Origin of the sequence: Phyllobacterium bourgognense, assembly GCF_003337575.1 — a bacterium.
GTDB lineage: Bacteria > Pseudomonadota > Alphaproteobacteria > Rhizobiales > Rhizobiaceae > Phyllobacterium > Phyllobacterium bourgognense.
Genome location: NZ_QPJM01000013.1, coordinates 129,495 through 151,831 on the forward strand (window position 1 = coordinate 129,495; position 22,337 = coordinate 151,831).

19 protein-coding genes are annotated in these 22,337 nt (G+C 57.6%); 15 read left to right on the forward strand and 4 right to left on the reverse strand.

Features of this window, described 5'->3' with window-relative positions:
* The first annotated feature begins 76 nt into the window (after positions 1-76).
* The 3 genes from C7476_RS20195 (at position 77) to C7476_RS20205 (ending at position 1,815) form a co-directional block, all read left to right on the forward strand.
* Positions 77-829 (forward strand): GNAT family N-acetyltransferase, encoded by a 753-nt coding sequence (locus C7476_RS20195; RefSeq protein ID WP_114431659.1) that lies wholly within the window; start codon positions 77-79, stop codon positions 827-829.
* A complete protein-coding gene (locus C7476_RS20200) occupies positions 826-1,233 on the forward strand; it encodes a (deoxy)nucleoside triphosphate pyrophosphohydrolase (protein ID WP_114431660.1) in 408 nt (135 codons plus the stop codon). The genes C7476_RS20195 and C7476_RS20200 overlap by 4 nt, the downstream gene beginning before the upstream one ends.
* A gap of 252 nt (positions 1,234-1,485) precedes the next feature.
* Positions 1,486-1,815: a hypothetical protein gene (locus C7476_RS20205; RefSeq protein ID WP_114431661.1), complete on the forward strand. Its 330-nt coding sequence runs from the start codon at positions 1,486-1,488 to the stop codon at positions 1,813-1,815.
* A gap of 3 nt (positions 1,816-1,818) precedes the next feature.
* Here C7476_RS20205 and C7476_RS20210 read toward each other — a convergent pair whose 3' ends face one another.
* The gene (locus C7476_RS20210; RefSeq protein ID WP_114431662.1) at positions 1,819-2,709 is read right to left on the reverse strand and encodes a methyltransferase domain-containing protein; all 891 of its coding nucleotides are present in this window, start codon (positions 2,707-2,709) and stop codon (positions 1,819-1,821) included.
* A 114-nt stretch (positions 2,710-2,823) separates the two neighbouring features.
* On the opposite strand from C7476_RS20210, the gene C7476_RS20215 reads away from it, so the two are divergent.
* From C7476_RS20215 to C7476_RS20235, 5 genes are all read left to right on the forward strand, one after another.
* The gene (locus tag C7476_RS20215) at positions 2,824-3,591 is read left to right on the forward strand and encodes a ComF family protein (RefSeq protein ID WP_114431663.1); all 768 of its coding nucleotides are present in this window, start codon (positions 2,824-2,826) and stop codon (positions 3,589-3,591) included.
* Between the two features lie 208 nt (positions 3,592-3,799).
* Positions 3,800-4,069, forward strand: coding sequence for a glutaredoxin 3 (gene grxC / locus C7476_RS20220; RefSeq protein ID WP_114431664.1), 270 nt, complete (start codon positions 3,800-3,802; stop codon positions 4,067-4,069).
* A gap of 10 nt (positions 4,070-4,079) precedes the next feature.
* On the forward strand, positions 4,080-4,946 hold the full coding sequence (locus C7476_RS20225; RefSeq protein WP_114431665.1) for a carbon-nitrogen hydrolase family protein: 867 nt from the start codon (positions 4,080-4,082) through the stop codon (positions 4,944-4,946).
* A complete protein-coding gene (locus C7476_RS20230; protein ID WP_114431666.1) occupies positions 4,943-5,356 on the forward strand; it encodes a DUF1178 family protein in 414 nt (137 codons plus the stop codon). The genes C7476_RS20225 and C7476_RS20230 overlap by 4 nt, the downstream gene beginning before the upstream one ends.
* A 64-nt stretch (positions 5,357-5,420) precedes the next feature.
* The gene (locus C7476_RS20235; protein WP_114431688.1) at positions 5,421-6,317 is read left to right on the forward strand and encodes a DMT family transporter; all 897 of its coding nucleotides are present in this window, start codon (positions 5,421-5,423) and stop codon (positions 6,315-6,317) included.
* On the opposite strand, the gene ubiG is transcribed toward C7476_RS20235, so the two are convergent.
* A complete protein-coding gene (gene ubiG / locus C7476_RS20240) occupies positions 6,301-7,047 on the reverse strand; it encodes a bifunctional 2-polyprenyl-6-hydroxyphenol methylase/3-demethylubiquinol 3-O-methyltransferase UbiG (protein WP_114431667.1) in 747 nt (248 codons plus the stop codon). The two genes, C7476_RS20235 and ubiG, sit on opposite strands and share 17 nt — an antisense overlap.
* Positions 7,048-7,136: 89 nt before the next feature.
* Positions 7,137-7,529, reverse strand: coding sequence for a GFA family protein (locus C7476_RS20245; RefSeq protein WP_114431668.1), 393 nt, complete (start codon positions 7,527-7,529; stop codon positions 7,137-7,139).
* Between the two features lie 244 nt (positions 7,530-7,773).
* Between C7476_RS20245 and C7476_RS20250 the strand changes: the two genes are divergently transcribed.
* The 7 genes from C7476_RS20250 to C7476_RS20290 all read left to right on the forward strand — a co-directional run bounded on the left by C7476_RS20250 (position 7,774) and on the right by C7476_RS20290 (position 19,920).
* The gene (locus tag C7476_RS20250) at positions 7,774-9,027 is read left to right on the forward strand and encodes an aspartate kinase (protein WP_112532270.1); all 1,254 of its coding nucleotides are present in this window, start codon (positions 7,774-7,776) and stop codon (positions 9,025-9,027) included.
* Positions 9,028-9,432: 405 nt separating this feature from the next.
* A complete protein-coding gene (gene ptsP, locus C7476_RS20260) occupies positions 9,433-11,673 on the forward strand; it encodes a phosphoenolpyruvate--protein phosphotransferase (protein WP_112532269.1) in 2,241 nt (746 codons plus the stop codon).
* A 31-nt stretch (positions 11,674-11,704) separates the two neighbouring features.
* The gene (prfA, locus tag C7476_RS20265; protein ID WP_425374013.1) at positions 11,705-12,760 is read left to right on the forward strand and encodes a peptide chain release factor 1; all 1,056 of its coding nucleotides are present in this window, start codon (positions 11,705-11,707) and stop codon (positions 12,758-12,760) included.
* Positions 12,761-12,765: 5 nt separating this feature from the next.
* Entirely contained in the window at positions 12,766-13,635 is an 870-nt protein-coding gene (gene prmC, locus C7476_RS20270) for a peptide chain release factor N(5)-glutamine methyltransferase (protein WP_114431671.1), read from the forward strand.
* A 295-nt stretch (positions 13,636-13,930) separates the two neighbouring features.
* Positions 13,931-14,773: a DUF4167 domain-containing protein gene (locus tag C7476_RS20275; RefSeq protein WP_114431672.1), complete on the forward strand. Its 843-nt coding sequence runs from the start codon at positions 13,931-13,933 to the stop codon at positions 14,771-14,773.
* Positions 14,774-15,648: 875 nt separating this feature from the next.
* On the forward strand, positions 15,649-18,261 hold the full coding sequence (gene clpB, locus C7476_RS20285) for an ATP-dependent chaperone ClpB (RefSeq protein ID WP_114431674.1): 2,613 nt from the start codon (positions 15,649-15,651) through the stop codon (positions 18,259-18,261).
* A gap of 273 nt (positions 18,262-18,534) precedes the next feature.
* A complete protein-coding gene (locus C7476_RS20290; RefSeq protein ID WP_114431675.1) occupies positions 18,535-19,920 on the forward strand; it encodes a L,D-transpeptidase in 1,386 nt (461 codons plus the stop codon).
* 18 nt (positions 19,921-19,938) lie between these two features.
* Here C7476_RS20290 and C7476_RS20295 read toward each other — a convergent pair whose 3' ends face one another.
* Entirely contained in the window at positions 19,939-21,891 is a 1,953-nt protein-coding gene (locus tag C7476_RS20295) for a M23 family metallopeptidase (protein ID WP_114431676.1), read from the reverse strand.
* Between the last annotated feature and the right edge of the window lie 446 nt (positions 21,892-22,337).

Below are 22,337 nucleotides of genomic sequence, written 5' to 3' on the forward strand. Positions count from 1 at the left end.
GCGCTTCGGTGCTCGAAAACCACTATTTTCGCCGCGTCCGGACGAATTTTCATTTGGGCTTTGATAGGAATCACGCATGCAGTTAGCCCAAATCAGACAGTTTGAGGCGGTTGGTTTCCGGTCCTGGCCCGCATCGTCGGTGCATTATGATGGAAGCTGGGCAATTCGCATGACGGCCAGCCACCCGTCGAAGCGTTTGAACTCGGTCAATCCGCTCGATCCCGGTGATACCGACAATCTCGAACAGCGAGTGGCGCGTGCCGCACAACGGTTTCGCGCCTATGGCAGGCCGCCGATTTTCCGCCAGTCACCGCTCGCGCCAGAAGCGCTGGACCAGTACCTCGAAGAACTCGGCTGGGCACGTTTCGACGAATCCATGGTCATGGTGGTCGATCTGGCAAATGTCGATCTTTCGGACGCAATCGATCAAATTCCGCTCAAAGATATAGGCAGGTTCATCGATGCCGCCTTGCAGGTGCAGGGAGACAACGCTGCGCTGAAACCTGGCCTCTTCGAAGTTATCAATGCTATTCGCCCATCCAAGGGCTTGTTCGTCATCGAAGAGGGCGCCGTCCCGGTGTCAACGGCGATATGTGTGCAGGATGGGGCATTGGCGGGTCTGTTCAACATCGGAACGGCGGCAAACCGGCGTCGCGTGGGCCTCGGCCGGACAATCATAAAATCGGCATTGAAATGGGCCCTGCAGCACGGCGCGAAGAAGGCATGGTTGCAGGTCGAAATAGCGAATACGGGCGCCATCGCTCTCTACGAGCAAATGGGCTTCAACGAAGCTTATCGCTATGCTTACCGGCAGGCGCCCGAGACATGAGCGAACATCCGATCCTTCTCGTGACGGCCTGTGCGCTGCTCGACGCTGATGGCCGGGTGTTGCTGACGCAGCGTCCGGAAGGAAAATCGCTCGCCGGCCTCTGGGAGTTTCCGGGCGGCAAGGTCGATCCGGGAGAAACGCCCGAGGAAAGCCTGATCCGCGAACTGCACGAAGAACTCGGCATCATCGTCAAACCGGCTTGCCTCGCGCCGCTAACCTTTGCCAGCCACACCTACGAAACCTTCCATCTGCTGATGCCGTTGTTCATCTGCCGGCGCTATGAGGGAATACCCCGCGGAATGGAGGGGCAGGTTCTCAAATGGGTACGCCCAAAGGACATGCGCGACTATCCAATGCCGCCGGCAGATATTCCGCTTATCCCGTTCCTTGTCGATCTTCTCTAACAGCCCGTCTTGAAAGTCTACTGCGGCGGTCATCTGACGCGGTTCTCTGTGCTTCCGGTGCTCACGTACTTTATGTACGCTGCGCTCCGGTTCTCGGAAACCACGCCATCTGACTCGCCGCAGCGACTTTCCAAACTGGCTGTGAATTTCAACCGCAAATTATATTCTTGCCGCGTTAACTCTGATGCTTAATTGATCCTTCACCTGATTGAGCGACTTTTAGTTAATCTTGACGCGTATTTCAGGTGGGGCATGGGGCGTAAGAACGACTATCTCGATGATGAACTGTTGCAACCGAGCGCTCTTTCGGGTGCAGCCGGAGGAATCCTACGGATCACGTTGCTGTTCGGTTCCGCAGCCGTTGCGCTGGCTCTGATCATTGCGCCGCTCGCCGACCGCGGTTCGCAGGCTGTCGTCGATTATTCGACCAGCCGTTCCATCGATGAGATCCAGACCGGATCGATCAAGAAGCTCGAACCGATAACCACGTCTACCTATACCATTCGCCGCAGCGTACTGCAGTCTTCGCCCAAGGCGGTCTGTATATTGAACAGCGATGGCTCGAAGATCGGCGACTGCTGACAGTTATTTCTTTTCGAGCTTCTCGACATCCTTGAGGAAATCGGCCAGCGATGCCTTGGCGGAGCCGGGTTTCAAGGGCTTCTGCTGCGATTCGTGCGCAGCCCACCCTGACATCCAGATGAACGAGAACGTCGCCCTGATCCGGCCGTCGGGATCGCTGAAGCGTTCCGCATATATCTCCGCAACCCGCATGAAATAATGCCGCGTCAATGGCCGGCGCGACCGTCCAATGAGGATATTCTGCATGCCCATGGCGCGCAGGTCACGCATCAGGGCGAAGGCCGAGTCGTAGCGCACCGTATAGGTCTCTATATCGGTGACCGGCAAGGTGAAACCCGCACGCTGCAACAGGCCGCCGACGTCGCGGACGTCGGCAAAGGGCACAACGCGGGGAGAGGCACCGCCATAAATCTCGCTCTCAGCCGCCAGCAAGCATTCGCGCAATTCCGCCAGGGTATTCTCGCCGGCCATCGCACCGAGGAAGAGGCCATCGGGTTTCAGCGCGCGACGGATTTGCAAGAAGGTGCCCGGCGTGTCGTTGGTGAGATGCAAAGACAATAGTGACACGATGAGGTCGATGCTGGCCGGTTTTAGCGGCAGAATCTCCTCATCCGCGACGACTGCTGGAAACGCATTGTCGAGAAACTGCCGCGCGTGCTCGACACGCACGATTGTTGTGGCCTTGCCGGATCGCTGGATTGCGCGCGCGGCGAGACCCGTGTGGCTCGCCAGATCCACGGCAACATCGAATTGACGTTCAACAGTGGACAGGCGCTCTTCCAGATCTTCGCAAGCGCGTGCAAGCAGGAAATCAGCGGAATTTCCATGTTGTCGCCAAGCGCGCAAACGCCTCGTCAGCAATAAATTTCGATCGAAGACCTGATGCCGATCCATTCCGGATTTCTCTGATGTCGTATAGTCTGTCAATTTGGCCGCAATTCCGGACGCAAAACCGCTACACACCTTTGCTGGAATTGCTTTAGATGCGTCGCCTTGGAGCGAATTGCAATGAAAACCATCGGGGCAGCGATAAGCCACCTCGCGCACAGCGCAACCAATGGGTTGTTTGGACTGCTGTTTCCGCCGGTTTGCGCCGGCTGCGACAAGCATGTCGCCGAGCCAGGCTCACTGTGCGGTCAATGCTGGTCGAAGGTGCGTTTCATCGAGAAACCCTATTGTCCGGTGCTTGGCATCCCCTTCAGCCATGATCTCGGCGCCGAAATCCTCTCCGCAGAGGCCATTGCCGAACCGCCCCCGTTCCGGCGCGCCCGTTCGGTCGCCGTGCACGAAGGTGTCATCCGCGATTTGGTGCACCGGCTCAAATATAATGATCGTACCGATCTGGGGCCATGGATGGCACGCTGGATGGTGCGCGCCGGTGGCGAATTGCTGGATGACTGCGATATTATCGTGCCGGTCCCGCTGCACGCGCGGCGTTTCTGGTTTCGCAGGTTCAACCAATCCGCCGAACTTGCCCGGCATCTGGCGCGGTCGAGCGGCAAGGCATTTGATCCGGATGCGCTCAAACGCATTAAACAGACGAAACAGCAAGTGGGCCTCGGCCTGAATGAGCGTGTCGCCAATGTGCGCGGTGCGTTCAAGGTGCCCGTGACGCAGGAAATCAAGGTGCGCGGCCGCAACGTACTCTTGATTGACGACGTCTATACAACTGGCGCGACCGTAAAAGCCGCCGCCCGCGCCTTGCTTCGAGGCGGCGCCGTGAGCGTCGATGTTCTGACGTTCGGCCGGGTGCTATCGAAAGAATTGTCTCTCTGAAAATTCGCCATGACGGGCTGCAAATGGCGTTTTTCTGCGCTCCGATGCTCACGTACCAAACGTACGCTGCGCTTCGGTGCTCAAAAACCACCATTTTCGCCACCCCATGGCGAATTTTCGATCAGGCTCGAACACTACTCATGCGCAAAAACAGGTCTTTTCGCCTGAAGTTTTGATGCCTATATAGAAAGGCAAACGGAGCTTTCGAATGGTTAATGTAACAATCTATACGCGTAACGGTTGTGGGTATTGTACAGCCGCCAAAAGCCTTTTGTCTAAAAAGGGCGTCGCTTTTACCGAGCACAATGCCTCGATGGAGCCCGCCGCCCGTCAGGAAATGCTGGCGCGCTCCAATGGGCGCACGACATTTCCGCAAATCTTCATCGGCGAAGCCCATGTCGGTGGTTGCGATGATCTGTATGCGCTGGAAAATCAGGGCCGTCTCGACACATTGTTGAAGACCGGCGAACTCGCTTGAGGACGATGATATGAGTTCATTTCGCGCTGCCGCCATCCAGATGCGCTCGGGCACAGACCCGGAAGCCAATGCCGCCGATCTTGCGACCTATGTTGCCGAGGCTGCCGGCCAGGGTGCCGTCTACGTCCAGACGCCGGAAATGACCGGTTCACTGCAGCGCGATCGCAAGGCGCTTGCCAGCGTTTTGAAAAGTGAGAGCGACGATATCATCGTACGCACTGCCTCAGAACTTGCGGCCAAGCACGGGATTCATCTGCATATAGGATCGACTGCGATTGCCCGCGATGATGGCAAGATTGCCAACCGCGCGTTTCTCTTCGGGCCGGACGGCAATGTTCTCACGCGCTATGACAAGATCCACATGTTCGACGTCGATCTCGACAATGGTGAGAGCTGGCGGGAATCGGCTGTCTATGCGCCGGGCGCCGATACGGTCGTGATCGATCTGCCTTTTGCGCGGCTCGGTCTAGCCATCTGCTATGACGTACGTTTCCCGCAATTGTTCCGCGCCCAGGCGCTGGCCGGTGCATCGGTGATCTCGGCACCTGCCGCCTTCACCCGGCAGACCGGCGAAGCGCATTGGCACGTGCTCCAGCGGGCGCGTGCGATCGAGAATGGCGCCTTCATGATTTCGGCGGCGCAGGGCGGTGTGCATGAGGATGGCCGGGAAACCTATGGTCATTCCATCATCGTCGCGCCGTGGGGCGAGGTTTTGGCGGAAGCCGATCATGCGGAACCTGCGGTTATTGTGGCAGATATCGATCCGGCACTGAGTGCAGCGGCGCGAACGAAGGTGCCCAACCTCAAGAACGCCAGGCCATTCGGGGTTGTCGTGGAAAACGATGGACAGGCGACGAGGTTCAACGCCGCATCATGATTCGATTTTCCCTCCACTGCGACCATGACCATGAGTTCGAAGGCTGGTTTCGCAGTAATGACGATTTTGACACGCAAGCGCAGAAGCAGCTCGTTTCCTGCCCCGTCTGTGGTTCGCACAAAGTCGGCAAGGCCCTGATGGCGCCGTCGGTTGCCACTGGCCGCCAGAAGGAAAAGATCGCCATCGCGATGAGCAAGATGGCCAGTGAACTACGTGAAATGGCCAAGAAGGTTCGCGAAAACTCCGACTATGTTGGCAGTGATTTTGCCGAGGAAGCCCGCAAAATTCACTTCGGCGAGGCAGAACAGCGCGGCATCTATGGCGAGGCGACGCGCGACGAAGTCGAAGCGCTCGTGGATGACGGTGTCGATGTGATGCCGCTGCCGGTGTTTCCCGACGATCACAATTGATCTTGATAGGCTGATGGCGATGTCTATGGTGCGGTAGTCGATTCTGACTAACCGGATGAATTCCATGCCATTTCTGAATTCCGCTCCCGCGCTGCTCGTGTTGACGGGCGCTTTTCTGGGGTTGACGCTTCCATTCGGCAAATTGGCTTTTGCCGCGGGCATTGCGCCATCTCTATGGGCGTTCGTTATCTCGATCGGCGCAGGGACGGTGCTGCTGGCCGCCTTTCTGCTTATGGGAAAGCGTCCGCGTATGATGCGGTACTACCTCGTCGCCGCATTGATCTCCTATGCCATTCCCAACCTCATGACCCTCTCGGCGATTCCGCACCTCGGCTCAGGGTTTACGGGGATCATGTACACGTTGTCCCCTGTGTTCACCCTTCTGCTTTCCATCCTTTTCAAGATGCGCAGCCCAAACCTCCTCGGACTTCTCGGCATATTTACCGGCTTTGCCGGGGCAGTGCTCGTGGGATTTACCCGCGGTCAGGTCGGCCAGCCGGCTGAACCTCTCTGGGTAGCGATTGGCTTGCTCATCCCGGTCCTGCTTGCTCTCGGCAATGTCTATCGTACGATCGACTGGCCTAAAGGTGCTGATCCGACCGAGCTTGCAGCTGGCAGCCATTTGACCACAGCGGTGCTACTGGTTCCGATTATTTTCTTGATGACAGGCACATTCCCCGTTGAACCACTCGGCGCTGTGCCATGGCTTGTCTTTGTCCAGGTTCTGGCGTCAGCTTGCATGTTTGCGCTGTATTTCCGGTTGCAGGCTGTTGGCGGGCCGGTCTATCTCAGCCAGATCGGTTATGTCGGCGCGGCAGTTGCATTACTCGCCGGAACGCTTTTTCTTGGTGAGGTCTATCAGCTCGCAACCTGGATCGGTGCGGCGATCATCACCATCGGCGTGTTGATGACCACAAAGGCCCAGCAGCAGATGGCGGCAACCGCTAAGCCGGCCGGGTAGCCAGGACCATGTAGTTGACGCTCGTGTCGTTTGATCTGTTCCAGCTATCCGCCAGCGGATTGTAACTTACGCCGACTTTTTCCACGATATCCAGACCGGCCTGCGACAAGGCAGTTTCCAGTTCTTCCGGGCGGACCAGCTTTTCATATTGGTGCGTTCCGCGCGGCAACCAGCGAAGCACATACTCCGCACCGAATATGGCAAGGCCGAGCGCTTTCAAAGTCCGGTTGATCGTGGCGACAAAGGTCATGCCGCCGGGTTTGACCATTTGGGAACAGGCAGACATGTAGAGCTCGACATCGGCAACGTGCTCGACGACTTCCATATTCAGGACCACGTCGAACTGTTCTCCCGCATCGGCGAGAGCTTCGGCCGTCGTTGCGCGATAATCGATCGAGAGCCCGCTCTGCGCCGCGTGGATCTTCGCAACTTCGATATTTGTTTCGCCGGCATCGGCCCCCACGACTGTCGCCCCAAGGCGCGCCATGGGTTCGCACAGAAGGCCGCCGCCGCAACCAATATCAAGAATACGCAAGCCCGCGAAGGGTGCCGGGACATTCGGATCGATGCCGTAGTGGGCGCAGACTTTCTCCTTGATATAGGCAAGGCGTGTGGGATTGAACTTGTGCAAGGGACGGAATTTGCCTTGCGGATTCCACCATTCTGCTGCCATGCGCGAGAAACGCTCGACTTCCGCGTCGTCAATTGTCGTGCGCTGTGCTGTTGCCATCGGTTCTGTCCTTGTTGCTCTCTTCGAGTGGACCCTTCCAGCAAAAAATGTCAAGCCGTACCCGGCATTCTGCTTTCGAGTAGACCGCTCTAATCCTCAAAGCGACTAGCGGCTTCACGACCATGGTCGTAACGTCTCTTGAGCGGAAACGGCGGCAACCACGACTCGCGACGGACGATCCAGCTTTCGTAGGTCGGCATCAGTTGGTCTGGGGCATCCAAAGCGCCCAGGTGCACTTCGATTTCGTCTGCGGTGCGGGCGAAAACGGATGAGCCGCACCGGGGACAGAAAAACCGTCCGGCGTAGTCGCGTGTTTCGCCGTCGATCGTTACTGCACCCTGAGGAAATACGGCGGCAGCGTAGAAAAGGGCCCCATGATGCTTGCGGCAGTCGAGGCAGTGACAAAGACCAACCCGGTACGGTCGTCCCGACGCCACAATTCGGACGTTGCCGCACAGGCAGCCGCCGGTGAATCGGTCCATGCTGCGTCTCCTCTAAATCAGCGAACGGAATGTTTACGACGAACACCACTATCATTGCAATTGCCCGCTGCGGCCGCGGGCGCGTCGTTCTTCCAGAGTGGGCGATAGTTCAAACAGCCGCCGGGCGTTCTTGCAGTCCGGCGATATTTTCGGTATGGGAGCCGCATTCATTTGGCGGGTGGCTCTTTCGATTCAAGCGGCTCCTCACCAATATATTTCAGGCATTCCAGAACGGTACCTTCCCATGGCACGCATTGTGATGAAATTCGGCGGCACTTCGGTGGCCGATATTGACCGCATCCGTAATGTGGCCAGGCACGTCAAACGCGAAGTCGATGCGGGACATGAGGTCGCTGTTGTGGTTTCCGCCATGGCCGGGAAGACCAATGAGCTCGTGGCCTGGACGCGGCAGACATCGCCAATGCACGACGCGCGCGAGTATGATGCAATTGTCGCATCAGGTGAGCAGGTGACGGCTGGTCTGCTTGCAATCGCCCTGCAGGCGATGGGTGTGCACGCCCGTTCCTGGCAAGGCTGGCAAATTCCGATCAAGACTGACAACGCTCATGGTGCTGCCCGTATTCTTGATATCGATGGTTCGTTCTTGATCGAGCGGTTCGCCGAAGGCCAGGTGGCTGTGATCTCCGGATTTCAGGGCATTGGTCCGGACAATCGCATTTCCACACTGGGACGCGGCGGTTCGGATACCAGTGCGGTTGCAATCGCAGCTTCGGTAAAGGCCGATCGATGTGATATCTATACCGACGTCGATGGTGTCTACACGACCGATCCGCGCGTCGAACCGAAGGCGCGGCGGCTGTCACGGATTTCGTTCGAAGAAATGCTGGAAATGGCATCCCTCGGCGCGAAAGTCCTGCAGGTGCGGTCCGTCGAGCTTGCCATGGTGCACAAAGTACGCACCTTTGTCAGGTCCAGTTTCGAGGACCCCGATGCGCCGGGCATGGGTGATCTCATCAATCCGCCCGGAACACTTATTTGCGACGAGGAAGAAATCGTGGAACAGCAGGTTGTCACAGGAATTGCCTACGCCAAGGACGAAGCCCAGATTTCGCTGCGCCGTGTTGCCGACCGTCCGGGTATATCCGCCGCCATTTTTGGCCCGCTCGCCGAGTCTCATATCAATGTCGACATGATCGTCCAGAATGTTTCCGAGGACGGCACCAAGACCGACATGACCTTTACCGTGCCTTCGGGCGATCTCGACAAGGCTCTCGTGGTCCTCGAAAAGGTCAAGGCGGAGATCGGCTGCGATATCATCCAGTCGGAAGCCGGCATGGTCAAAGTTTCGGTCATCGGTATTGGCATGCGTAGTCATGCGGGTGTTGCCGCAACGGCGTTCCGCGCGCTGGCAGACAAGGGTATCAACATCCGGGCCATCACGACCTCGGAGATCAAGATTTCCATTCTAATTGATGGCCCGTATGCGGAACTTGCCGTACGCACTTTGCATTCTGTGTACGGTCTGGATAAGCATTAGGTCGTAAACTCATAAATCTGGTAGAAATGGCGTCTGAAACGGCAAGAAGATGCGAGGAGAAACGTGAAGGGCGGGGCCTTTCCCCCGGCCGAACGGTTCGACATTGCAGCTTGCAGCCGTTTCGGCGTCCGGAGGATATGGTCCATCTTCCCGGCAACAGCGTCGCAAAGGCTCGAAAATGGAAAAACATTTCCATCGCCTTTGCTCCTTGTATCCGAAAAGATGGCCTCATACCATTTCCATCAGATTTATGAGTTCACGACCTAGAATCAAGAAAATGTTTGTCGGCCGCGTCGCTGGCTGACATGATCACTCGAATGCGGTGAGGCCATCCGGTCTTGCCGGTATTCTTATGGAGAAAGGGCCCCAGTGCCAACGCGCGAGCAGACAACAGGTCCCCGTGTCATGCTGAAGCGTCTTCGCGAATTGATGGCGGAGGCGCTTGAGCCGCAGGAGAGGCTTGACCGGATCGTTCGCGATATTGCGCAGAACATGGTTGCGGAGGTGTGTTCGTTCTACGTGCTTCGCTCCGACGGTGTCCTGGAACTTTACGCGACCGAAGGTTTGAACCCGTCTGCAGTGCATCTGGCGCAATTGCGTCTTGGACAGGGCCTCGTCGGCACCATCGCAGCGAGCGCCCGCCCGCTCAATCTGACCGACGCGCAGACGCATCCGGCCTTCGCCTATCTGCCGGAGACGGGCGAGGAGGTCTACAATTCATTCCTTGGTGTGCCGATCCTCCGGGCAGGGCGCACCCTGGGCGTCCTCGTCGTTCAGAACCGGACAAAACGCGTCTATCGCGAGGATGAGGTCGAAGCGCTCGAAACGACGGCCATGGTGCTGGCGGAAATGGTTGCCGCCGGCAGTCTGACGCGGCTTGCGCGGCCTGGGGTCGAACTCGACATGGGCAAGCCCATGAGCTTCAGTGGCAGCGCCTTCAACGATGGCGTGGGCCTCGGGCACGTCGTGCTGCATGAGCCGCGTATTGTCGTCACAAACCTATTCAACGAAAACATCGACACGGAAATCGACCGGCTCGAAACGTCGCTCGGTTCATTGCGCATTTCGATCGACGACATGTTGTCGCGCCGCGATGTGGCCTTCGAGGGCGAGCATCGCGAGGTGCTCGAAGCCTATCGCATGTTCGCACACGATACGGGTTGGGTGCGGCGTCTCGAAGAGGCAATTCGCAACGGCCTGACGGCGGAAGCCGCAGTTGAAAAGGTGCAAAGCGATACCCGCGCCCGGATGATGCATCTGACAGATCCCTATATGCGCGAGCGGCTGAGCGATTTCGACGACCTCGCCAACCGTTTGCTGCGCCAGCTGATGGGCCGGGACGTCAAGACCATGGCGGGTTCCCTCGCCAAGGACGCCATCATCATCGCACGCTCGATGGGCGCCGCAGAGCTCCTCGACTATCCGCGCGAACGCTTGCGGGGTCTTGTGCTCGAAGATGGTGCCGCGACCAGCCACGTGGTGATCGTAGCCCGCGCCATGGGCATCCCGGTTGCCGGGCAGGTCAAGGGCGTCGTCTCCATGGCCGAAAACAACGACGCTGTGATCGTCGATGGTGACGATGGCCGCGTTCATTTGCGGCCGCAGTCGGACGTGGAAGCCGCCTACACCGAGAAGGTCAAGTTCCGCGCCAAGCGTCAGGCGCTTTACCGGGAATTGCGCGACCAGCCGTCGATGACGAAGGATGGAGTGCATATTTCGCTCCTGATGAATGCCGGTCTGCTCGTCGACCTGCCGCAATTGGTGGAAGCTGGTGCTGCCGGTATCGGCCTGTTCCGTACAGAACTTCAATTCATGGTCGCCTCGACTTTCCCGCGTGCCGAACAGCAGGAGCGGCTCTATCGCTCCGTATTGGATGCCGCTGGCGACAAGCCGGTGACATTCCGGACGCTCGATATAGGCGGCGACAAGGTGCTGCCCTATTTCCGCAGCGATGCCAATGAAGAAAACCCGGCCATGGGCTGGCGGGCGATCCGCCTGACGCTCGATCGCCCGGGCCTGTTGCGTACGCAGGTTCGCGCGCTTTTGAAAGCGGCCGGTGGGCGCGAACTCCGGCTGATGCTGCCGATGGTCACGGAAGTGGCAGAAGTGCGCAAGGCCAGCGAACTGATCAATCGTGAGGTGCAGCACCTGTCACGCTTCGCCCACAATCTGCCGACGCGTGTCAAGATCGGAGCAATGGTCGAGGTGCCATCGTTGCTGTGGCAGCTCGACGAACTGATGTCGGTGGTGGATTTTGTCTCGGTTGGCTCGAACGATCTGTTTCAATTCGTCATGGCCGTCGATCGCGGCAATTCGATCATCACCAATCGGTTCGACAATCTGTCGGTGCCCTTCTTGCGGGTGTTGCGTCAGATCGCCGATGCCGGCAACCGCAACAACACGGACGTGACGCTGTGCGGTGAAATGGCGGGAAAGCCGCTTTCTGCCATGGCGCTGATCGGGCTTGGATATCGCTCCATCTCGATGTCGCCCGCTTCGATCGGCCCGATCAAGGCCATGCTCGGCACTGTCGATGTGGCAGAACTTACCGCGCAACTCGCCGATGCGATCGACAATCACGGCGAAACCGGGTCGTTGCGCCATGTCCTGACCAAGTTCGCAGAGCGAGCTGGCGTCCCATTGTGAGGTTTGAGTGAGTTCTATTCCGCAGGATCGTATGGATCAGCTGCTGAAGCGTTTCTCCATGATGGAGACGCAGATGGCGAGCAATCCTGATTCCGAAACCTATGTGAGGCTGGCTTCGGAGTATTCTGAGCTTGAGCCCGTGGTCGCCAAGATCCGCGATCTGCTCGCTGCACGCAGTGAAGCGGAAGGGTTGCAAGCAATGCTCGATGACGGCACCACCGACAAGGACATGCGTGAACTGGCGGAAGCCGAGCTGCCCGACATCGAGGAGCGCGTCGAGGAACTGGAGAAGGATATCCAGGTCCTCCTTTTGCCGAAAGACGTCGCCGACGAGCGCAACGCCATCCTCGAAATCCGCGCCGGTACCGGCGGTTCCGAAGCAGCGCTGTTCGGCGGTGACCTGTTTCGCATGTATGAGCGCTTCGCGGCCGCAAACGGATGGCGCGTCGAGCTGATATCGGCCAGCGACGGCGAGGCCGGCGGTTACAAGGAAGTGATCGCCATGGTTTCGGGCAAGGGCGTTTTTGCCAAGCTGAAGTTCGAATCGGGCGTACACCGGGTGCAACGCGTTCCCGATACCGAGGCGAGTGGCCGCATCCACACGTCCGCCGCGACAGTTGCCGTACTGCCCGAAGCCGAGGAAATCGACATCGATATCCGTCCCGACGATATCCGCATCGATACGATGCGCGCGTCGGGATCGGGCGGTCAGCACGTCAACACGACCGACTCGGCGGTGCGTATCACGCACATTCCTTCCGGTATCGTCGTCGTGCAGGCAGAGAAGTCGCAGCACCAGAATCGCGCCCGGGCCATGCAGGTGCTGCGCTCGCGCTTGTTCGACATGCAGCGCCAGAAGGCGGACAGCGAGCGCTCCGAGGCCCGCCGCAGCCAGGTTGGTTCGGGTGATCGCTCCGAGCGCATTCGCACCTATAATTTCCCGCAAGGGCGGGTGACCGATCATCGCATCAACCTGACGCTCTACAAGCTCGATCGCATCATGGAAGGCGATCTCGATGAACTCATCGGTGCGCTGATCTCCGACTACCAGACAGCGTTGCTCGCCCAGATGAACGAAAGCTTTTGAGCGCCATGGTAGAGCATGGGACGCGCCTTGCCGATGTCCACAGAGAAGCGCGCGTTCTTTTAGCGAAAGCGGGACTCGAAACCGCCGATCTCGACGCACGGCTGTTGGTCGAATGGCTAACCGGCTGTGATCAGCTCGAGGCGATCCGGAATCCGGCCCTCCCGATCGACCAGATGATCGTTGCGCAGCTTCACGCAGTTCTTACCCGGCGAATCAATGGCGAATCGGTGCATCGTATTATCGGCAAGCGCGCCTTCTTCGGTATCGAACTTGGGCTTTCCGCCGATACACTCGAGCCCAGGCCCGACACCGAAGCCCTGGTGGAACTCGCGATTCCTTTTCTGCGCCAGCGTATCGAGGAGCAGGGTGTCGCGGACCTGATCGACCTTGGAACCGGCACGGGCGCCATAGCTTTGGCGTTGCTTGATCAATTCAGCCGATTGCGCGCAGTCGGCGTCGATATTTCTGCGGGTGCCCTTGATACGGCGCGTGACAATGCCCACATCAACAGCGTATCGGATCGTTTTGCAGGCCTTCATTCGGATTGGTTTTCCGAGATAAGTGGCTCATTCGACATGATTATTTCCAATCCGCCGTATATACCATCCGCCGATATAAAAGGCTTGCAACGCGAAGTTGTGCTGCACGACCCGATCGGGGCTCTGGATGGCGGGCAGGATGGCCTCGCCCCCTACCGAATCATTGCCGGGCACTCCCGGCAGCATCTCAGGCAAGGTGGTGCGGTCGCATTGGAAATCGGTTTTGGGCAACGCAGTGATATCGAGGCGATCTTTTCAAAGGAAAAATTCGCTTTGGCTGCTGTCCAGAGAGATATTGGTGGGCGCGAAAGGGCACTTTTATTCACACCAATGTAAAAAGATTGAAAAAAGGCTTGGAATTTGGCTGGAACACGGCTAGTTTCCGGGTACCGCACTAAACCGAAACAAATCTGGTCTGCCTATCAAGAGATTGATACGGAAATTCCGGGTGTTTGATTTCTCTTCGGAAATAGCTTTGGGGAAATGGTTTTTGCGGCAGCACAAAAGTTTTATGAAACTTTGGATGCGATTGAAGCGCGGGGCGCGCTTCAGGTCGGCACTTGAGAAGCGAAGCTTTTTGACTCAAATGGTGAGCAAATTAGCGCCCCTGATTTTCTGAAAAGAGATAAGTATGAGGCCAGTACAGCAGAATAGGCGCATGCGCGGACGCGGTAACAATAATAACCGCAGCAAAGGTCCCAACCCATTGTCCCGTAACTACGAGAGCAACGGCCCCGATGTCAAAATCCGGGGGAATGCTCAGCACGTCGCCGAAAAATATACCACTCTTGCACGGGATGCACAGAGTGCCGGTGACCGCGTGATGGCTGAAAACTATCTCCAGCACGCCGAGCACTATAATCGAATCATTCTTGCGGCTCAGGCTCAGGCGCCTGTCCAGTATCAGCGCGATGATCAGGATCAGGATCAGGACGATGAGAACGGCTATGATGACGATGGCATGAACAATGGCAACGGTAACGGCAACGATACCGATCGTCAGGAGGTTCCTGAACGCCAGGAGTTCTCGCAGCGCCAGGATCGTCAACAGCGTCAAGATCGCCAGGACCGACCGGAGCGTCAAGATCGCCCGGAACGTCAGGATCGCCGCGACCGGCAAGACCGGCCAGAACGTGTGATGCATCAGCCGATCAACGGTAGCGGACCACAGCCAATCATTCAGGGTACGCCCGCCGAAGTCGTTTATGACGACGACACGGTCAGCCAGCGTCAACCCCAACCTCTGCCACAGGTCCAGCCGGTTGAAAATGGCGCTGCGGCGGCACCCGAGGCAGAGGCTGCCGAAGCAAAGCCAGCACGCCGCGCACCGCGTGGTCGCAGGCCAGCCCGGCCGCGCGTCACGGAGGAAAATGGTGCTGAAGCAAGTGCTCCGGATACCGCCAACGATCTTTCGCCTGCCGGCATCGTTGCCGAGGTGAAGAAGCGCCGGACAGCGGTCGAATCCGACGTTTGACCTGATTGATCTGATTGGATCGAAAATTACGCCACTCGCGGGGAAGCCTGCGGGTGGCGGTTTGATTCCGGGTTGTTGTTGAGAAGTGTCAGATCCGGGGTACAAAATTTGCCGGATGGCAATGCTGCTGTGCGTGGTTCGACAAGCTCACCATGAGGGAGACGGGTGGGCTGCATGATAACCGGAGGCGTCATGACAGGCATCGGCATTGCTGTTCCTGGCTCTCTGCAGCCCCACCCGTCTCCCTCATGGTGAGTTTGTCGAACCACGCACAGCGGCAATGCCATCCGGCAAATCAGCAGCCTTAGACAAAAATAATCGTGGCTGTTTATCCACGCTCTCCAAACCTGAGCTATCCTTCTCCCCGTCCTTTCCACGGGGAACTGCTTCCGGAGCCGTTCGAAGTGGGGAGAGGATCGGCGCCTCCGATGGCGGGTAACGGGCCCGCTGTCCGGGGAAGTTCTGTCCAAGGGTTCCCCTGCCGGTACTACGACTGGCGTGTGCTGGACGAGCACTTCGAAAGGGGCAATTTACCCAAAGCCGAGGCCTCCCCAGCAGAACGGACGGGGTCAAAAACGCCGGACGGGCGGTCTTCGGATCGCATTGCTTATCTACAACGACGCGCTTCGACGACCGCCCGTCTTCCCAGCATGCAAGCAATGGCCAGACTCCGAGGAGGGCGTGGCGAGGGTGGGGCTTTTTGTGCTAAAACAACAAGTCACAGGCAGTAACAAAAGCTGGAATTCCGATCTTGCAGGCTGCGGACAATATTCCCATATCTGCTTCGAGCGAATGGGTCTGCCTCTTGCAGGGGACCCGTCACCAACACACCGCGCGATGCCGCTTGAAGGGTCGTCGGTAAAAGGAGACACCATATGAACATTGAAAAATATACCGAGCGCGTCCGGGGGTTCATCCAGTCAGCACAGACCTTTGCCCTCTCATCCAACCACCAGCAATTTGCACCCGAACATTTGTTGAAGGTCCTGGTCGATGATCAGGAGGGCCTTGCCGCATCGCTGATCGAGCGGGCGGGGGGGCGCATAGCAGATGTGCGCCTTGGCTTGCAGGCAGCGCTTGACGCTTTGCCGAAAGTAACGGGCGGCAACGGCCAGCTTTATCTTGCCCAGCCCTTGGCCAAGATTTTCACGACTGCAGAGGAACTCGCACAGAAAGCTGGCGACAGTTTTGTTACTGTCGAACGGCTTCTGACTGCGATGGCGATCGAAAAGTCAGCCAAGACCGCGGACATATTGAGCCGTGCGGGTATCACTGCTGCCGGTCTGAATGCGGTCATCAATGATATCCGCAAGGGGCGGACCGCAGATTCGGCTTCAGCCGAGAACACCTACGATGCCTTGAAGAAATATGCACGCGATCTCACGGCTGATGCGCGGTCCGGCAAGCTCGATCCTGTCATCGGACGCGACGATGAAATCCGCCGCACTATTCAGGTCCTGTCGCGGCGTACCAAGAATAATCCGGTGCTGATTGGCGAGCCGGGCGTCGGCAAGACGGCAATTGCCGAAGGCCTTGCGCTGCGTATTGTTAATGGTGACGTACCAGAATCACTGAAAGACAAGCAATTGATGGCGCTCGATATGGGCGCTCTCATTGCCGGTGCGAAATATCGCGGTGAATTCGAGGAGCGGCTGAAAGGCGTTTTGTCCGAAGTCACGTCGGCAAATGGCGAGATCATCCTGTTCATCGACGAGATGCACACGCTTGTCGGTGCCGGCAAGGCCGAAGGCGCTATGGACGCTTCGAACCTGCTGAAGCCCGCATTGGCTCGCGGTGAACTGCACTGCGTTGGTGCGACGACACTCGACGAATATCGCAAGCATGTCGAAAAGGATGCGGCGCTTGCCCGCCGGTTCCAGCCGGTGTTTGTCGATGAGCCGACGGTGGAAGATACCATCTCGATTTTGCGCGGCCTGAAGGAGAAATACGAGCAGCATCATAAAGTCCGAATTTCCGATTCGGCGCTTGTTGCTGCGGCAACCTTGTCCAACCGCTACATCACCGACCGGTTCTTGCCAGACAAGGCGATCGATTTGATCGACGAAGGCGCAGCACGGCTTCGCATGCAAGTGGATTCCAAGCCGGAAGAACTGGACGAGATCGACCGGCGTATCATGCAATTGAAGATCGAGCGTGAGGCGCTGAAGGTCGAAAAAGACGACGCATCCCGCGATCGTCTTGAGCGGCTGGAGAAGGAACTCGCCGACCTGGAAGAACAGTCGACCGCGATAACCAATACCTGGCAGGCTGAAAAGCAGAAGCTCGGCCATGCGGCCGATTTGAAGCGGCAGCTTGACGATGCACGCAATGCACTTGCGTCTGCCCAGCGCAACGGTGAATTCCAGAAGGCCGGCGAGCTCGCCTATGGGACGATCCCCCAGTTGGAAAAGCAGCTGGCGGAGGCTGAACGGCATGACGGTTCAACCTCGATGGTCGAAGAAATCGTGACACCGGATCATATAGCTCAGGTTGTTTCGCGCTGGACTGGCATTCCGGTAGACCGGATGTTGGAAGGCGAACGGGAGAAGCTGTTGCGTATGGAGGATGAACTGGCCAAGCGGGTCGTCGGTCAGGGCGAAGCAGTCCAGGCTGTGTCGAAAGCCATTCGCCGCGCGCGCGCAGGATTGCAGGATCCGAACCGGCCTATCGGCTCGTTTATCTTTCTTGGGCCAACAGGTGTCGGCAAGACGGAGCTGACGAAAACGCTGGCTTCATTCCTGTTCTCCGACGAGACGGCCATGGTCCGGCTCGACATGTCCGAATATATGGAAAAGCATTCGGTATCGCGGTTGATCGGCGCGCCTCCCGGCTATGTCGGCTATGAAGAGGGCGGTGCTCTCACCGAGGCTGTCCGGCGCAGGCCTTATCAGGTGGTTCTCTTCGACGAGATCGAAAAGGCTCACCCGGATGTGTTCAACGTCCTTCTGCAGGTTCTTGACGATGGCCGCTTGACCGATGGTCAGGGGCGTACCGTCGATTTCCGCAACACGCTGATCATCATGACATCGAACCTCGGGGCCGAGTACCTTGTCGGGCTGTCAGAGGGCCAGGATGTCGAGGAGGTTCGTGAAGAGGTGATGAACGTCGTCAAGGCATCGTTCAGGCCGGAGTTCCTCAACCGCGTGGACGAAATCATCCTGTTCCATCGTCTGCAGCGCAAGGAGATGGGCAAGATCGTGGCGATCCAGCTACAGCATCTGCAATCGCTTCTGACCGATCGCAAGATCGTTTTGAAGATCGATGAGGACGCAACGAACTGGCTGGCCGAGAAGGGCTACGATCCTGCCTATGGTGCGCGACCGTTGAAGCGTGTGATCCAGAAAGAGGTGCAAGACCCGCTGGCGGAAAAGATCCTGCTCGGCGAGATACTGGATGGCTCCACGGTCAAGATCACCGCCGGGTCGGACAGGCTGAACTTCAAGCCTGTCAAATCCGCTCCCGAACGGGAAAAGAGCGAGGCCGCGTAAGTGCGCCTGTGCAAAACGGCAAACAAAGGAGATGGCCGCCATTGCTGCGCCATGCGTCCTTTCGGACGCACAAAGGACGCAGCAACACTTTGAATCTGCGCAGACCCTATGAAAAATCGAAAACGATTTTTTAGGTTCTGCGTGGGCAGGCCATTTTCACGTCGCGTTCATTCGATAAATGCAACGATAAGAGCCTATCTTCATTAACCATAAAGACAGGAAAATCGGTCATGGTTAATGACGAGTTAGTGGCAGAAACCGGAAGCTGAAGGCATGTCGTCTTATCGTTGTTCATTGTTTGGAATGTTGCTGATTGCTTCAACAGGTGCTGTTGTTTCGTTCACCGCACAAGCCGCCGAAAGCGCTGTACCCGTCGCCAACGATCAGGCGTCATATACCGTTGCGCAATGGTTCGAACCGCGCGAGCGTCGCCAGACTTACCGATCCTATTTTGACGAGTATGGCCGGAAAATTACTGTAGACCGGCGTGGGCGGATTGTTGCTGTAGAAGAGCCGCAAAACAATCAATCGAACGAGGGCACGGATTATTTTCCCGATGCGCCGCAAGACCCCTATGACACGGGCGCGATTTCAAATGATCCTTATGGCACAGCACTGCCTTCCGAACAGGATTATGGCAGCATCAACCGCGAACCATTGCCACCCGCCAATGGCGAATCGGATTTGCAACCCACCGATCCGAACTTTGTAGAACCGGGTGTCCCCAGTGATGGCCTGACAGATGCTCCGCAGCAGGAGCAGATACCTGTCCATCCGAATCCGGCTCCGACGATTGAATTGCCGAAAGGGCAGGGCGCTAAAGCCAAGATTGCCGCGATCCAGGTTCTCCTCGACAGGATCGGCGTATCGCCGGGCGTTATCGATGGTCATAAGGGCGGCAATGTCGACAAGGCTGTTGCCGCTTTCGAGGAAATGACCGGACAACAGTTCGATCCTCTCAACGAAGAAGGCATCAATGCGTCGCTGGAACAGACCGGCGGTGCGGCGTTCATGTCCTATACGATCACATCCGAAGATGCGGCTTACCCATTCGTTGCATCCATCCCGGAAGATTACAGCCACAAGGCGCAACTGGAGCGCATGGCCTTCACATCAGTGACGGAAATGCTGGCCGAGCGGTTTCACATGGACGAGAACTATCTGAAAGAGATGAATCCGGGCGTGGATTTCAACACGCCAGGTGTTGCCATTCAGGTTGCAAATATCGGGCAAAATGCCGGCGGTGCCGTGACGCGTATCATCGCAGACAAGGGACGCAAGCAAGTCCGTGGATACAATTCCGAGGGGCGGCTGGTGGTCGCCTATCCGGCAACGATCGGGTCGACCGATACGCCATCGCCTTCGGGTACCGTGCAGGTCGAGCGGGTCGCTCTAAATCCGAATTACACCTACAACCCGAAAATCAACTTCAAGCAGGGCGAGAACAATTCTGTTTTGACGATACCGCCGGGGCCGAACGGCCCTGTCGGGACAGTGTGGATTGCCTTGTCGAAGCCGACCTACGGGATTCACGGCACACCCGAACCGTCAAAGATCGGCAAGACCAACAGCCACGGTTGTGTGCGCCTGACCAATTGGGACGCGACGGAACTGTCGAAGCTCGTGCAGAAGGGCGTGACAGTCGAATTCCAGGAATAGCGCAGAATAGATTTTGCGCTAGCCGCTGGCAGCGACCTTGGTTCCCTTCGCCTCGTCATCTTTAAGCAGCTCATCGATACGTTCCCGTTCGCGCTTGAATGCGATCAGATCATCGCCGCCAAGTTCACCACCGCTCGGAAGACGGATGCGCATCGGATCGACTTTGGAGCCGTTGACGATCACCTCGTAGTGCAAATGAGGACCGGTCGAAAGCCCGGTCGATCCGAGGTAACCTATAACCTGGCCCTGCCGCACCTTCGCACCCGGGACCACGCCGCTGGCGATGGCATTCTGATGCGAGTAGCTGCTCTCATAACCGTTGGAATGACGAACGAGCGTCTGATTGCCATAGCCGTTGGTCCACCCCGCACGTTCGACGACACCATTGCCTGCTGCGATGATCGGCGTTCCACGCGGAGCTGACCAGTCCACACCCGTGTGCATGCGGGAATAACCGAGGATAGGATGACGGCGCATGCCGAAGGGTGAACGGAAGATGCCATTCGGTACCGGTTTGCGCAGCAGGAACTGTTTGGAGCTCTTGCCATCCTCGTCGTAATAGTCTGTGTTACCGTCCTTGCTGTGGAACCGGTAGAATTTTTTCAGGTCGCCGCCAAAATTGGCCGCAACATAGAGAATTTCCGAATCGTCGCCGGCCTTCTCCGAACCTGCCGGCAGCGAGAACAACGCTTCCAACTCATCGGTGGGCGAAAGCTGCGACTGGAAATCGACGTCGGAAGCAAGCATCCTGATCAGCTGTTTGATCATCGAATCGGTCATGCCATAGGCTACACCGGCGCGGTAGATGCCGTCATAGATCGTGGGCAAATCTTCAGTCCGGCGAGAGACTGGGGGATTGTCGTCGAATGCGACCTGCAGGCCCGGCGTCATCTCCGGTTCGTCGCCCGGGACATATTGGTCGCGGTCGTTTAGGGCGATCGTCAGCACATGGGTGCTTCCACTATAGACGCTGGCCCGCATGATCCTGTCGGTATTGTTCCGCGACTCGATGCCAAGCCGCAATACGCTGCCGCTTTTCAAACGCGGCGACTTCAAGAGCTTGGCGATGGCGTCTGACATGCCCGTAGCGTCGCCATTCTCGTAGCCGGCGTCGTTGAGCGCAGCCAGAATGTTCTTGTCACTGCGGAACGGAATGAGTTCTTCCGAATAGCCAGCACCCTCGGCGTCTTCGGACAGCCGGGGAGAGACGCTAACGTTTTCCTGAATAATTTTGACGGCAAGCGGACTGCGAAGATTGTAAGGATCCTCATCTGTGCCAAATCGCAGCGGGTCCACGTAATGGAGAGAAGCGACCTGAATCGCTCCATCGGTCAGAAGCGAGCCGGTGTTGCGGACAACCTCTTCCACGTCATCGACACTCAGATCATCGGATGGGTCGTATTGGGCCGTGGCCAAGGGGAAATCTACAGTGCGGAGGCTGACTTCACTCTCCACCTTGGCGCCGTAGATCAGGCCGGTTTTCGGTGTCGGGTCCGTGCCCTCATTGGCTTCCGCGAACACATCGAGTGGATTGAAGGCAGGATATCGGCGATTCGTGTTGTGGACATCGGCAAGTGCAATGTGGACGAATTCGAACGGCATCGATCGAATGACGTCGCGCTCGCCATCCTTGAACATCGTAGAAACGTCGAGCCGCCGGCGGTCGCGATTTTTCTGGATGGGTGTCGTAGCGGCAACGCGAGCGCCTTTGGTGACATCGGAATTGCCGCCCTGCGCAGGCATTGCGTTGCCGGCCATCAATTCAGGTGGAGTTGCCAGCTGTTCGCGGCCGTCAAGCGCTGCAAACAGGGCCACTCCCATCAATATGCTCGAAGTAATGCCAGTAAGAAAGGTGCCAGCGAGCCATCGTGCCGAGATCTCGCGCCGATCCGGAGGGCCACGACGGCCGTCCGTAATCAACGGCGGCTCGTTGCCCGGATCGATTGATGAGTGCCCCTCGTACTCGTTCATACTGTTAAGTGTTGATCCTGTCGCCGTTATGGACTGCGGGCTTATGAGGTTTTTCGGCGCTTGCCGACCAGCCTTGTACTGGTATGAAATCGATTGGGACGCAGTTTTGCCCTCCCAGCTTGCCTATGTCAACGCGCGGTCCGCTGAGCCTGTGCAAATGCTGCGTGGCGCAGAATGATGGATGGGACTGATCGTGTGGCATGGAGCGAGCGCTATGCAGGGATTTGGGCATGTTTGTGGCCGGTCCATTCACATTTCAATTCGCCGGCTATCCGCAAGGCGCGACTTTGCATGCTAAAATGACACCCCAAAAAGACTCTGTCATATTTTTCACAATTTCTTCAAAATCGATGTTGACAGTTTTATAGGGTGGGGTCTATATACCGGCACAACGAGGGCGGGGCGCCGCTGGCGGTTGCCGAATGCGCCCATAAGTTGCCCTTAGG

Coding starts and splice junctions, on each gene's coding strand:
- C7476_RS20195 (WP_114431659.1), top strand. CDS start 77: ATGCAGTTAGCCCAAATCAGACAGTTTGAGGCGGTTGGTTTCCGGTCC.
- C7476_RS20200 (WP_114431660.1), top strand. CDS start 826: ATGAGCGAACATCCGATCCTTCTCGTGACGGCCTGTGCGCTGCTCGAC.
- C7476_RS20205 (WP_114431661.1), top strand. CDS start 1,486: ATGGGGCGTAAGAACGACTATCTCGATGATGAACTGTTGCAACCGAGC.
- C7476_RS20210 (WP_114431662.1), bottom strand. CDS start 2,709: ATGGATCGGCATCAGGTCTTCGATCGAAATTTATTGCTGACGAGGCGT.
- C7476_RS20215 (WP_114431663.1), top strand. CDS start 2,824: ATGAAAACCATCGGGGCAGCGATAAGCCACCTCGCGCACAGCGCAACC.
- grxC (WP_114431664.1), top strand. CDS start 3,800: ATGGTTAATGTAACAATCTATACGCGTAACGGTTGTGGGTATTGTACA.
- C7476_RS20225 (WP_114431665.1), top strand. CDS start 4,080: ATGAGTTCATTTCGCGCTGCCGCCATCCAGATGCGCTCGGGCACAGAC.
- C7476_RS20230 (WP_114431666.1), top strand. CDS start 4,943: ATGATTCGATTTTCCCTCCACTGCGACCATGACCATGAGTTCGAAGGC.
- C7476_RS20235 (WP_114431688.1), top strand. CDS start 5,421: ATGCCATTTCTGAATTCCGCTCCCGCGCTGCTCGTGTTGACGGGCGCT.
- ubiG (WP_114431667.1), bottom strand. CDS start 7,047: ATGGCAACAGCACAGCGCACGACAATTGACGACGCGGAAGTCGAGCGT.
- C7476_RS20245 (WP_114431668.1), bottom strand. CDS start 7,529: ATGGACCGATTCACCGGCGGCTGCCTGTGCGGCAACGTCCGAATTGTG.
- C7476_RS20250 (WP_112532270.1), top strand. CDS start 7,774: ATGGCACGCATTGTGATGAAATTCGGCGGCACTTCGGTGGCCGATATT.
- ptsP (WP_112532269.1), top strand. CDS start 9,433: ATGCTGAAGCGTCTTCGCGAATTGATGGCGGAGGCGCTTGAGCCGCAG.
- prfA (WP_425374013.1), top strand. CDS start 11,705: ATGGATCAGCTGCTGAAGCGTTTCTCCATGATGGAGACGCAGATGGCG.
- prmC (WP_114431671.1), top strand. CDS start 12,766: ATGGTAGAGCATGGGACGCGCCTTGCCGATGTCCACAGAGAAGCGCGC.
- C7476_RS20275 (WP_114431672.1), top strand. CDS start 13,931: ATGAGGCCAGTACAGCAGAATAGGCGCATGCGCGGACGCGGTAACAAT.
- clpB (WP_114431674.1), top strand. CDS start 15,649: ATGAACATTGAAAAATATACCGAGCGCGTCCGGGGGTTCATCCAGTCA.
- C7476_RS20290 (WP_114431675.1), top strand. CDS start 18,535: ATGTCGTCTTATCGTTGTTCATTGTTTGGAATGTTGCTGATTGCTTCA.
- C7476_RS20295 (WP_114431676.1), bottom strand. CDS start 21,891: ATGAACGAGTACGAGGGGCACTCATCAATCGATCCGGGCAACGAGCCG.